The organism is Paenibacillus hunanensis, from assembly GCF_014645615.1.
Classification (GTDB): domain Bacteria; phylum Bacillota; class Bacilli; order Paenibacillales; family Paenibacillaceae; genus Saccharibacillus; species Saccharibacillus hunanensis.
The window spans coordinates 1-13,874 of record NZ_BMMB01000001.1 but is presented as its reverse complement, the minus strand read 5'-3'; the positions used below and the strand labels follow the sequence as shown (position 1 = coordinate 13,874).

Sequence of the window (13,874 nt, the reverse complement as noted above, 5' to 3'; positions counted from 1 at the left end):
GAAAATAATTCATTTGGGGTGATTTCATTGAAAAAGATTACGCATCGTCTGTCCTTTACGCTTGCCCTTATGTTGATCATGGTTACCATCCTGTCTGCCTGCTCCTCCGACACAAATGATGCTGCCAGCACCGTCGCTGCTGACGGTCGCAAATCCGGTGAAAATGGCTTTATCGCCAATCGTGATGTCACCGGTCGCATCTTCCTTGAGGGCGATGGTGCCCAGCTTCCTGATGATCAGGTCAATAACCCGGTTGCCCAGAAAATCAAAGAAAAAACCGGGATGACGATGAACTGGCAATCCAGCGGTGCCGCTGACGGTCTGCAAGAGCTGACGGTTGCACTCGCTACTGGCGATCTGCCTGATGTGATCGAAGCGTATCTGGATCATGGGGGTCGTCCAGAAATGCCAGTTCTGCTCAAAGCAGCGCGTGAAGGCATGTTCACCGATCTGCGTCCATATCTGGAAAACACGAAGGTACTGAAAAACTATCTCGATCCGGACTTCCTACCACGTGATACACGCGAGAACATCATGTTCCGTCCAGACTTCGATGGCAAAGTATACTTCATTCATATGAACATCCCTGCTAAGAATACAACAGATGCTGACCGTATTCACTATCGCGGTGGCATGTGGATTCGCGCCGATATCGCTAAAGCGCTGAATGTAGACCCAACCTCTATCAAAACACAGGATGACCTGTTCAATCTAGCGATGAAGATCAAAGCGGGCAACTTCAAAGACAATAACGGTAAACCAATCACAGTCATTGGCCCTCGTAAATGGGGCGGTCAGGTCGTAAGCAGCCTGTTCAAAAACTACGACTTCGGTAACGGTACCCAATTCGATGTACAGGATGGCAAGGTCAAGCACGTAGCTGAAACCGACTACGCCCTAAAAAGCATCGATTTTGTTCAAAAGCTGCTGAAAGCTGGTCTGCTTGATAAAGAAGCATTTAACATGGATGGTGTTCGTGCAGAGGAAGCGTACAACAATGGCTCCTATGCGATCTCGCCTTATATGAACATCGCACCAGATTCCCTAACCATGTTCGAGAAAACGAAGTATCTGCCAATGGATCAAATGTACAACTACAAGGGCGAGGATGCGATCTACGAAAAAGCGAAATCCGGTAGTCAGGTATGGGCGATTCCAGCCACGACCAAAAATCCAGAGCAAATCGTACAGTTCGCTGACTATCTGGCAAGTAAAGAAGGTAAAGCACTGTGGAACTACGGTATCGAAGGTGAGGATTACAAGATCAACGATAAAGGTCAGTACATTTTCACAGACAAAGTGCTGTCGATCCTGAACAATAGCCCACAGGATGAGCGCAATACGATTCCTTACTTCTGGGGTAGCCTGCTTGGTAAAACGGATGTGAACAACAATAAAGACTTTGGCGAATTGATCCGTGGTGCCAATTCCCAGCCAGATCGTTACAAGCTGTATTTTGAGCTGATGAACTATGGCAATCCGAAATATAAATACTGGGATGGTTACACCGCTGCGTCCTATCTGTCTGAAGTACCGGACATTGAAGCTTCGCTGAAGCCTGTACTCGATTCGTACAAGGACGTGCTTGTGCAAGCCTTCTTTGCCAAGGATATGACTGAAGCGACGAAGATTCTGGATGATTATCGTGCACAGCTCAAAGCGGCTGGCGTGGAGCAATACGAGCAATATCTGCAACAGAAATATGATAAAGATCCGAGCTCGGTTGTTTTCTACATCGACGCATTCTTCTGATCGACGAAGCTACGATGACTTGGACTGACATTTTCATCCCTTCTGTAGCCGGGGCGAGCTTGACTCGCTCCGGTATATGGACAGGAAACGGAGGTTATACGGATGGATCAACATGCTGTAGGCAAAACGCCTCTTAACGAACGCATCGCAACGATCGTCAACTACATCCTGCTTGCGTCATTATCGATTATTATTTTGCTACCGCTCGTTAACATTCTGGCGCTGTCCTTCAATGATGGTAAAGATGCTTCACTCGGCGGGATCGCTTTCTGGCCGCGGATATTCAGCGTGTCCAACTATATCGAAGTATTCAAAAATCCAGCTGTGATTAACGGTTTGGAAGTGACCCTTTTCCGTACGATTGTCGGTACGGCAGTGAGTGTATTACTAACCGCAATGGCTGCCTTTGCACTGAAAAATCGCAATCTGCCGGGCGTTGGTATTGCGAGTATGTTTATCGTCTTCACGATGCTGTTCAACGGCGGAATTATTCCCTTTTTCATGGTGCTGAAAATGTTCCACCTGAACAATACGATCTGGGTGTATATTATCCCCACTCTGTATAGCGCGTGGAATCTGATTCTCGTTCGTACATTTTTCCAATCGATCGATCCGAGTATGGAGGAATCCGCGAAGATCGATGGTGCGCATGACTTCCAGGTGCTATTCCGCATTTATTTTCCACTCAGTATGCCAGTGCTCTCGGTAATCTGCCTGTTCAACGGGGTCATGCACTGGAATGACTGGTTCTCCGGTGCCTTTTATGTGACCGATGAGAAGCTGCGTCCACTGCAAACCGTACTCCAGCAGATGCTGACTGCCGCAGAAGCAATGCGTAAAAATCTGTCGATGAACGCGATGATGAGCGCATCAAGCACGGTAACGAGTGAATCGATGAAGATGGCGATGGTCATCATCTCGATTGTACCGATTGCTAGCATTTATCCGTTTATTCAGAAATATTTTGTACAGGGCATTATGGTCGGTTCAGTAAAAGGCTGATTCCAGTCCAAATTTGAGCACGTCATGCCTTTAACTTAAATGGGGGATGTTCATTGGATAACAAACAATATGATGTCGTCTCCATCGGTGATGCCAATATCGATCTGATTGTGGCGGGAAGCGACCATTTACCTGAACCGGGACAAGAAGTATTTGTAAGCAATATGCTTGTGCATATCGGCGGCGGTGCAGCATTATTCTCCATGGCAGTCGCCAAGCTGGGCTTAAAAGTCGCCTTTAACGGTGTGCTGGGACAGGACTATTATGGACAGTTCATTCTGGATGAGTTCAGTGAGCTGAATATCGATACGACCTATATCCGGCAAAGCCAGCATAATAATACAGGCATCTCCATTGCCCTTAATCCTGAGCAAGACCGCTCCTTTATTACGTACATGGGCTCCAATAGCGAGGTGCGAATGGAAGACCTGCACGAAAATAGTATGAAGTACGGTCGTCATGTGCATATGACAGGCTATCAGGGTAGTCGCAATCATGATGCCTATCTAGCGATGATCCGTAAAATCAAAAGCTTTGGTACAACGATCTCATTTGACGTGGGTTGGGACGATACCGGCGAGTGGTATAGCGGTATTTTCGAGATTATGCGCGAGGTGGATGTATTTTTCCTGAATGAGCTGGAGGCGCTCCATTACTCCGGTTGCTCTGATATCCGCCAGGCGATTGCGCTCATGTCAAAGCAGTCTTCCCATCTGGTTGTAAAAATGGGCTCCCGTGGTGCTGTGTCGATCCAGAATGGTCAGCAGACCTATCGTTCCGCCTATACGGTCACTGCGGTCGATACGACAGGCGCAGGTGATAGCTTCAATGCAGGCTATATGTACGGTGTATTGACCGGCAAGCCAGCTGGCGAATGCCTGCAATATGGCAATGCGTGCGGCGCACTATCTGTATCTGCCTATGGCGGCAATACCGGGATTCCTGATCATGCAGGCGTAGCAGCCTTTATTCAAAATCATTCCACACAAGTAGTCGACGACTGGGAAGTTATTGCCTGATGACAGAGGAGGAGCTTCATGTTTTTTACAGAGGAGAAATTAAAAAAGCGGCTGGAACAGCTTGGTCCACTGCGTTATCGAGATCCATTTCCGATCGAACAATTCGAAGCATTAGAAGATAAGGCAGGCAAGAATGGCGTCTATCCGCAGCATAAAGAAGCGGATAGCGCTGCGTACACAATGAAAAAAGGAGAAACCTGGACAGGCAGAGATCGCTACTTGTGGCTCTCTGCCTGTATCTCCATTCCGGCAAAATGGGCGGATCGCACAGTGGTCGGCCTATTTGACTTTGGTACGACGGAGGATGGAAATAATGTAGGTTTTGAGGCGCTTGCGTATTGGAATGAGCATCCGTATCAAGGCGTGGACAGCAACCATATCGAGATGATTCTGCCTGCTGCTTATACCGGTGAAGCGAAGCTTGATTTTCGCCTCTGGTCAGGTCTGGAGGGTGGCGGCGTACCACGTGAGGCGACGCATACGATTCGTGATTCGCGGATCGGCTGGTTAGATCATGCGACCGATCGGCTCTATTACACGTCCAAAGCGATCCTGCAAACGATCGCGATTTTACCCGAATCCGCGTATGAAAAATCGCTGCTCACCAAGCTGCTAAATCAGACACTACTCAAGCTGGATTGGTCTGTGCCTGGCTCGGACGCTTTTTATACGTCAGTAGCTGAAGCGGATGATTATCTTAATATCAAGCTGGAGGAGATCAAGCAGGAGCATCCGGTACTTGTGACGACTGTAGGACATACCCATATCGATGTGGCATGGCTATGGCGATTAAAGCATACACGCGAAAAGGCGGCACGCTCCTTCTCTACTGTACTGCGTCTGATGGAGCATGATCCCGATTATATTTTCCTGCAAACTCAGCCGCAATTGTATGAATATATCAAAAATGACTACCCTGAGCTATACGAGCGGATCAAAGAACGCATTGCCGAGGGTCGCTGGGAAGCTGGCGGCGGGATGTGGGTGGAAGCGGATTGCAATCTGACCTCTGGCGAATCACTGGTGCGTCAATTCTTGCTCGGTACACGCTTTTTCAAACAGGAATTTGGTGTGGCGAGCCGTTATTTATGGCTGCCCGATGTGTTCGGCTATAGCTGGGCATTGCCGCAAATTTTGCGTAAATCAGGCTTTGATACGTTTATGACGACGAAGATTAGCTGGAATCAGGTGAACCGGATGCCGCGCGATACCTTCCGCTGGCGCGGTATGGATGGCTCCGAGGTGCTGACCCACTTTATTACGACACCGGATGACTGGGAAGGCGGCAATTCCTTCTATTATACGTACAACGGTCATGTGAAGGCAGATACGGTACAGGGCGTGTGGAATAGCTATCAGGACAAGGAAGCGAACCAGAATATGCTGATCGCCTACGGATTCGGTGATGGTGGCGGTGGGGTGACACGCGAAATGCTAGAGCTGCGTCGTCAGCTGGATCGCATTCCGGGGATTCCAGCAGTCAAAAGCGGACGTGCTGATGATTATTTTGTCCGTTTACAGCAGACGTTCCAGCACACCGATAGCTATGTGCACACGTGGGATGGCGAGCTATATCTGGAATACCATCGTGGTACGTATACAAGTCAGGCGTACAATAAACTATTGAACCGTCGATTGGAGCTGCTCTATCGTGAAACGGAATGGCTGCATACCTTGCGTGCAGCGGTCACAGGCGATTGGTCGGCTTATCCGGCAAGTGAACTAGAAGAAGGCTGGAAAATTATTTTGCGTAATCAATTCCATGATATTATTCCAGGCTCGTCGATTGCTGAGGTGTATGAGGATAGTACGATCGAATATGCCGAAGCCGAACAAATTGGGCGTAATGCATGGGCAACAGCAGCTGGTGCGACATTACCGATAGCTCCATTGTCCCTCTCCCTTCGCTCGCAAGAAAATGCAGCAGCAGGAACGAAGCCAATGGTAAGCGAAACACAGTCGCTGATCCATGAGGAGACTCCAAGTGACACCGATCATAACGGGTACGATAACACGGTTGCCAATCTCGCTTTTAAACAAGATGTGTCCATAGTAGCTGGTGGACACGAAGCTCATACTGCTGAAGCTGTTACTCATGCTCACCCAACCACATCGGGCGAGCTGACTGTGCTGAACAGCTCTTCGTGGTGGCTCACTCCACTCGTCCATATTCCGTTGAACCAATGTGCACAGGGGAACTATGTATGGAGTGACCAGACAGGTCAACCCTTATCTGCGCAGCAAACAGCAGATGGCTGGCTTGTACAGGCTACTACGGTTCCTGCTCTTGGCTGGAGCACGATTCATTACGCGGAGTCGACAGCGACAATATCTGAGGCAACCACAGCTGACGACAGCATAGGTACAAATGCAAGTACGGCTATCGATTGGACTGCACCTACAACTCCCCATACTAATGTGAATGCGAGTATAGATGCACCGATAGATGCGAAGGCAGCAGAGGTATTTTTCCACTATGAAGAGGGTAAACTGATTACTCCTCATTATGAGCTGGAATGGAATGATAACGGACAACTAACACGTATTACGGATCGACAATATCACCGCGAGGTGCTGGCTATAGGAGAACGTGGCAATGTACTACAGCTGTTTGAAGATAAACCGATGAATTTTGATGCGTGGGATATTGATATTTTCTATCAGGAGCGGATGGATGAGATTACTGCGCTAAGCAGTGTGAGACTGGTTGAATCTGGCGCACTGCGCGCGATCGTGGAATTCGTATGGAGCTATGAGGATACACGGATTGTACAGCAATTGATCGTTTACACAACGAGCCGCCGCATCGACTTTGTAACGGATGTGGACTGGAAGGAACGGCAGAAGCTGCTTAAAGTGGCCTTTCCCGTGCAGATTCGTGCCACTGAAGCCACGTATGATATTCAATTTGGTAATGTGAAGCGTCCGACGCACTGGAATACAAGCTGGGATTGGGCCCGCTTTGAAAGTATTGGGCATCAGTGGGCGGATCTGTCGGAGCGTAGCTATGGCGTCAGTCTGCTGAACGATTGCAAATATGGCTATGATATCAAGGATCATACGATACGCCTGTCCCTGCTCAAATCAGCCATTCATCCCGATCCGATGGCAGATTACGGACAGCATCACTTCACCTATTCACTCTATCCGCATGGTGGAGATTGGCTGGATGGCGGCACCGTACAGGAAGCATGGCAGTTGAATGCGCCAGCTGTGACCATTCCGGCGGAGCAAGCCTTGATTCAAGAGCAATCAGTCACCCGTAACTCGACGTCAAATCTAGTATCAAGCTGCAATCAAGCTGCCTTTTCCTTGTTCCGCTTCTCCGCAGAGCATGTAATCGCAGATGCGATCAAAAAAGCGGAGGATTCAAGCGCGATTATTTTACGGATTCATGAATATGGCGGGATGCGTACACCGCTAACGATTGAAAGTGATCTGAACATCGTGTCGTGGCAGGAATGTAATCTGATGGAGGAGCCGATCGGTGAAGTACAGCATCGTCCGATTGAGCTTACGATCACGCCATATGAGCTACGTACCTTCCTGATTACAGTACAGGAGGTGTAGACGATGACGCTAATCGATACACCGCTCACACTCACGCCAGCGATGGAGCAATACGTACAGCGGATAGAGCAGCAGCTAGAGGATTTCCCAGATGTACAACGAATGTTTCGCGGCTGCTATGCCAGTACGTATGAAACGACAATTCGTGTGATGGAGGATGGAAGCTCCTTCGTCATTACTGGCGATATCCCGGCAATGTGGTTACGAGATTCGGCAGCACAGGTGCGGCATTATTTGCCACTGGCTGCGGAGGATGCGGAGCTGAGTGAGCGTATTGCTGGATTGATTCGCAGGCAGTTATTTTGTATTAGCCTTGATCCATATGCCAATGCGTTCAATCCTGAGCCGAATGATGCTCGTTATGATGAGGATCTGACAGAGCTGACGCCGTGGATCTGGGAACGAAAATATGAGATTGACTCCCTCTGCTATCCGATTCAATTAAGCTATCTGTTCTGGCGGCAGACCGGGCGAACGGATTTGTTTGATACGAGCTTTTATCAGACGATGCACCGCATTATCGATCTATGGATCGTTGAGCAGCGTCATGATGAACGCTCACCGTATCACTTCATCCGTGAGCATTGTCCACCGTCTGATACATTGCGAAATAATGGACGCGGCATGCCAACCTCCTATACGGGTATGACCTGGTCTGGCTTCCGTCCGAGTGATGATGCGTGTACATTCGGCTATTTGATTCCGTCAAATATGTTCGCTGTCGTAGTGCTTGGCTATATGGCAGAGATTGCGCGTGAAATCTATAACGATGAACGCCTGAGGGCACGCGCGCAGAAGCTACAGGAAGAAATCGAATTCGGCATTGAGCATTATGGCACAGTACTGCATCCAACCTATGGTAAAATCTACGCGTACGAAACAGGCGGCCAGGGCAATCATCATCTGATGGACGATGCCAATGTACCGAGCCTGCTATCGATTCCGTATCTCGGCTATCGCGACGCAGATGACGCTGTCTATCAAAATACACGCCGTTTTATTTTGAGTGAGGATAATCCGTATTATTTCACCGGTACAGCTGCTAGTGGAATCGGCAGTCCGCATACACCGCCATCATATATCTGGCATATTGCACTATCGATGCAAGGCTTGACGTCCAATGATCCTGAAGAGATGAAGCAGCTACTCCACTGGCTGTCTACGACACACGACGGTACAGGCTTGATGCACGAAGGATTTCACAAGGATGATCCAGCGCAATATACAAGGCCATGGTTCGCCTGGTCGAATAGTGTATTCGCTGAATTCGTTATTCGTTTCATTGAACGATGTGACAAGGAGGAATAGACCCGCTTATGACCTTTTTCATTCCGAATTTTCATCAACAGCTTGATGTACTGCATATGAATCGCGAGCCTGCACGCGCCTATTATATTCCTTATGCAGATCAGCAGGCTGCCAGCTCAGGAAAACGCAACCGTTCTCCCTTTTACCGTTCACTCAATGGAGACTGGCAATTCCGTTATTATGATTCCGTTCGTCAGGTAGAGCCTGAATTCTGGCATACTGCTGGTGCTGGTGCTGGTGCTGGTGCTGGTGCTGGTGCTGGTGCTGGTGCTGGTGCTGGTGCTGGTGCTGGTGCTGGTGCTGGTGCTGGTGCTGGTGCTGGTGCTGGTGCTGACCAAATGGTATCACCTGCTAGCGATGCTTGGAATACACTGACCGTGCCCTCCTGCTGGCAACGTCATGGATATGATCAACAGCATTATACGAATCTGAACTATCCTTTCCCCTGCGATCCACCACATATTCCGACTCGTAACCCCGCAGGTGCTTATGTGCGTGAATTCGAGCTACCGGATGACTGGCAAGCACGGGAAACGTATGTCGTATTTGAAGGTGTGCTGTCGTGTGCCTATGTATGGGTAAATGGTGCATTCGTCGGCTATAGTCAGGGCAGCCGTGTACCAGCGGAATTCCGCCTTACTCCGTATCTTAAATCGGGCACCAATCAGATGGCGGTACTGGTACTCAAATGGTGCGATGGCTCCTATCTGGAGGATCAGGACATGTGGCGGTATAACGGCATTTTCCGCGATGTGTATCTGCTGAATCGTGCTTCCAGTCATATACGTGATGTGTTTGTGAAGCAGACGCTCACTCGTGCTGCGACAGGAGATTATACAGCGGCTACTTTGCAAATTGAGCTGGATTATGAGCATATTGCCCGCCATGCTGGGGCACTGGATGCATTAAGTCATTCCTTTGCCGAAGCGATCAATCCAGCTCCAGAGTTAACCTCCGATTCAGATGCTGCTTCTGCACAGCTCGCCTCCCCGGCTTCTGGTTCTGGTTCTGGTTCTGGTTCTGGTTCTGGTTCTGGTTCTGGTTCTGGTTCTGGTTCTGGTTCTGGTTCTGGAGAAAGTGTATCCGAGCTCGCACTGCCAATCAAGTTCACGGTGCTTGCGCCAGATGGTACGATCGTTGCTCATACACAGCAAGCTGCCAATGATTCGACGGAAGCTGTAAACATACAGCTGAGCTGGAATAACCCCGTTCTCTGGAATGCGGAGACACCGGAGCTATATCATTTGTATATTGAGGCGGCTGGTGAGGTGCTGCATTTTGCAATTGGTCTGCGAGAAGTGACGATCAGTGAACAGGGTGTATTCATGATCAACGGACAGCCGATCAAGCTCAAGGGTGTGAATCGCCACGATACACATCCGGTACTGGGACATACGGTACCACTGGAGCATATGATCGACGATCTATTACTCATGAAGCGGCATAATATCAATACTGTACGTACAGCACATTATCCGAACGATCCACGCTTTTTAGAGCTATGTGATCGATACGGATTTTATGTCATCGATGAAGCGGATCTGGAGTGTCATGGTATCGGAATTCCAGAAAGCTTTGGCCCCGGTGCCTTTCACCAGCTATCCGCTAATCCAGATTGGGAGCAAGCTTTTGTTGATCGCGCCGTACGGCTAGTCGAGCGTGACAAGAACTTTAGCTCGGTAATTATGTGGTCGATGGGCAATGAATCTGGCTATGATCGCAACCACATCACGATGGCACGCTGGACAAGGGAACGTGACGATTCGCGTCCCGTACATTATGAGGGCGCAGCACCCGGATACAAGGGTCATCCCGATACCTCGGTGCTGGATGTGGAAAGTCGTATGTATTCCTCGCCCGCAGAAATAACGGAATATGCTATTCATCCAGATAGCCACAAACCGTTATTCCTGTGCGAATATAGCCATGCGATGGGCAATGGCCCGGGCGATCTGAAAGCCTATTGGGATGCGATCTATGCTCAACCGCTATTAATGGGTGGCTGTGTATGGGAATGGGCAGATCATGGGATTCAGCAACAGGATGAACTGGGACGCATCTATTATGCGTACGGTGGCGATTTTGGCGATACACCGAATGATGGATCCTTTTGCATCGATGGATTAGTTTCTCCGGATCGCAAGCCACATCCCGGATTACTGGAGCTCAAGCAGATTATGGCTCCAGTGTGGATGGAACAGGAGCACCAGTCTCAACGGGACGGTGAGGATGATCTCGATTCCACTTTATCCTTGCGTATACACAATCGATACGACTTTATCGATCTAGATCATCTGCTACTCGACTGGATTGTAGAGGACGAGGGCATATTGCTAGCACAGGGACAAATGGAGCTACCGACGATTGCTCCGCATGATTCTGCGTTGCTGGACTGGACATTGCCTGCTGAGTCTGTAGCCCGGACACGCTTTGCCATTTCAGATCGCTCGCCAAGCTCCAACAGAGCAGCCCATACATTAGGGCAAAACAGCTATGTAACGTTCCGTCTACGTCAACGTGGCAGCACAGCCTGGGCAGATACAGGGTATGAGATTGCCTTTTTCCAATTTACGCTGGATGGAATGAAGGTAGCTGACGTTACGGATCATTCTGGGAGAGATACGACTTCGACTTCCACTGCACTGATCCATGCACAACCGCTAACTGTAACAGAACATCAGGGTGTGCTTCATATTACTGGAGATCGCTTCCGCTACGAATACGATCTGGTCGAAGGCGTATGGCAACAGCTACAGCGTCAGGACACGTTATTGTTGGATGCGCCATCCTCCTTTGCCGTGTGGCGCGCGCCGATCAGCAATGATATGAATATCGAGGAAAAATGGCGAGATATCGGAATGGATCGACTGCATACGAAAACATATACTTCCACCTGGAGCAAGCAGGAAGAGGACACGATTCAGATCACCACCTCCTTCTCACTCGGTGCAATCGCTCAATATCCCCTTGTTCGTGGCGAAGCACAGTGGATCATACATCGCAGTGGGCTCATTCAGCTCAAGCTGTATGCTAATGTGTTAGAAACAGCTCCATTTCTGCCGCGCTTTGGATTGTTGTTGCCGCTCAAGACGGGGATGGAGCATGTGACGTACTTTGGACGTGGACCGCATGAGAGCTATGTGGATAAGCACCATAGTACACGCTTGGGTCGATATCGCTGTACAGTAGATGAGCTATTTTACAATTATGTTGTACCGCAGGAAAATGGTTCACGTACCGATACGAGCTGGCTAATGATTACCAATTCGCTGGGTGTGGGTCTGTATGTGAGCGCGCCGAAGTGCTTTTCGTTTAACGCGTCACATTATACGCCAGCTGATCTAACCGCAGCCACGCACACGTATAAGCTACAGCCGCGTGCCGAGACGTATTTGCATGTGGATTATAAAATGAGTGGGGTTGGCTCGAACTCATGTGGACCGGAATTGGCAGAAGCGTATCGGTTGCAGGAGAAGGAATTCCAGTATGAGCTGGATATTGTTCCGATGGTGCTGGAGGATGGTTGGGTAGGTAAGTAGTTCGGGTTCGGGTTCGGGTTCGGGTTCGGGTTCGGGTTCGGGTTCGGGTTCGGGTTCGGGTTCGGGTTCGGGTTCGAATAAATGGTAATTCGCAATCGATTTCGGGTCAACATGATCCAGTAACAACAAAAAGCGTCAACACCATTTAAGTACAGGTGTTGACGCTTTTCTTTTTACGATGCTAGTTGCCATTATTTCTTGTACTGCTTCAATTGTTTTTTAGTTACTAGCTTTTGAGGATGCAAGACATTCCTCTAAATAACCAATTACAACATATCCACAACTTTCGCAATAACTGCTGCCATTTCCTCACGTGTCACTGCCTGCTTTGGACGGAAGTTCTGATCGTCATAGCCCTTCATCAATCCAAGTGCCTGTACCTTCGCAATACCCTGAACTGCCCAGGTCGACATTTTCGAAGCGTCCTTAAATGTGACATTGGTTGCTGGCGTGCCTGTAGTTGCGGAATCTGGCAGCATACGCCCAATCAATGTAGCCAGCTGTTCTCGTGTCACCTGACCGTTACCGTTGAAGCTGTCACTGGTGCCTGTCATGATACCCTGACTCACTACAGCCTGTACATAAGGCTGTGCCCAGTCAGGAGTATTCGCTGAGGAGGCTGGTGAACCTTGTGACGGAGCATTCACATCTAGGCGCAATGTTTTCGCTAAAATAACAGCCATTTCGTAGCGATTAATTGCCTGCTTTGGATTGTAATTTCCCTGGGTATCTCCCTGCACAATACCAAGACTCATCAGCTTCATAACTGGCGCGACTGCCCAGCTCTTCACTACATCAGCAGGCTTCACCGCCTGCTCGCTATTGATGACCGATGTCCATGAACCCGTTGGAACATCTGCTTTCAGCGTCGTGCCATCACTCGTTGTCGGAACGGCAATCCATTTATCCCATTTGGCATCATAATAATGGACAAATGTGTTCGCTGTTGGTGCTACTGGTGCTGGCAAGCTCACTGTACCGGATGATGCAAGCTGCGGTTCAACGAGCATGGATGTCATTGTAGCAGGCGTTTTGGTTTTATCAGTTCCTGTATTGGAAGCTGATGGATTACTAGATTTTGACGTACTAGTATCTAAACCTGACTGTGGCGTTGAATTAACTACTGGAGATGTAGAGGGAACTCCAGTAACTCCTCCCCCTCCCGATGTCGTTGTTTTTTTATCTGACTTTGTTTCAGGTTTTTTTTCATTTGTAATACGGAAGTTCCATCCTGCTTCGCCCGTTCCTTTATATGAATTACCGTTTAAATCTTGAAATAACCCACCAGATGAAATCATCACTCGGTAGCTTTCTCCAGCTTGCAATCCTTCCACATGAAACGATGCGCTGTTCCCGTATAGGTTCTTGAAATTGATATGATAACCAGAAATGAACTCATTCTCCCACAAACTAATCGAAGCAACGACTTCGTTTGTTGCCTGATCATAGATTTTCAGATAGCCATATCCCTTTTGCACAGGTTCATCGAAATTCAGACGTAGATACCCACTCAGAGCACTGTATTCAAATGTCGCTTGCGGAGCAGTATGATCCGCTGTACGGAAACTCCACATATTCGGCTCTGTGAAGTTTGTCAGCTCGCGATCGCCCCAATCCATAAACGTTCCCGACGTAGCTGTGACATAATAATCGGTATTGTCCGCCAGCGCTTGATTCGGTTCCA

The 13,874-nt window shown here is 48.9% G+C and carries 7 protein-coding genes; 6 read left to right on the top strand and 1 reads right to left on the bottom strand.

Features of this window, described 5'->3' with window-relative positions:
• Positions 1 to 27: 27 nt before the first annotated feature.
• From IEX62_RS00040 to IEX62_RS00010, 6 genes are all read left to right on the top strand, one after another.
• Positions 28 to 1,752, top strand: coding sequence for an extracellular solute-binding protein (locus tag IEX62_RS00040; protein WP_188773376.1), 1,725 nt, complete (start codon positions 28 to 30; stop codon positions 1,750 to 1,752).
• Between the two features lie 102 nt (positions 1,753 to 1,854).
• The gene (locus IEX62_RS00035; RefSeq protein WP_188773375.1) at positions 1,855 to 2,754 is read left to right on the top strand and encodes a carbohydrate ABC transporter permease; all 900 of its coding nucleotides are present in this window, start codon (positions 1,855 to 1,857) and stop codon (positions 2,752 to 2,754) included.
• A 53-nt stretch (positions 2,755 to 2,807) separates the two neighbouring features.
• Positions 2,808 to 3,773 (top strand): carbohydrate kinase family protein, encoded by a 966-nt coding sequence (locus IEX62_RS00030; RefSeq protein WP_188773374.1) that lies wholly within the window; start codon positions 2,808 to 2,810, stop codon positions 3,771 to 3,773.
• An 18-nt stretch (positions 3,774 to 3,791) separates the two neighbouring features.
• Complete coding sequence (locus IEX62_RS23635) at positions 3,792 to 7,343, top strand: alpha-mannosidase (protein ID WP_229685524.1); 3,552 nt, start codon at positions 3,792 to 3,794, stop codon at positions 7,341 to 7,343.
• A 3-nt stretch (positions 7,344 to 7,346) separates the two neighbouring features.
• Positions 7,347 to 8,651, top strand: a complete 1,305-nt coding sequence (locus IEX62_RS00015; protein WP_229685523.1) for a glycoside hydrolase family 125 protein — start codon at positions 7,347 to 7,349, stop codon at positions 8,649 to 8,651.
• An 8-nt stretch (positions 8,652 to 8,659) separates the two neighbouring features.
• The gene (locus tag IEX62_RS00010) at positions 8,660 to 12,190 is read left to right on the top strand and encodes a glycoside hydrolase family 2 TIM barrel-domain containing protein (protein WP_188773373.1); all 3,531 of its coding nucleotides are present in this window, start codon (positions 8,660 to 8,662) and stop codon (positions 12,188 to 12,190) included.
• A gap of 266 nt (positions 12,191 to 12,456) precedes the next feature.
• Here the strand turns inward: IEX62_RS00010 and IEX62_RS00005 are convergent.
• A partial coding sequence (locus IEX62_RS00005; RefSeq protein ID WP_188773372.1) for an S-layer homology domain-containing protein occupies positions 12,457 to 13,874 on the bottom strand: 1,418 nt, incomplete at its 5' end.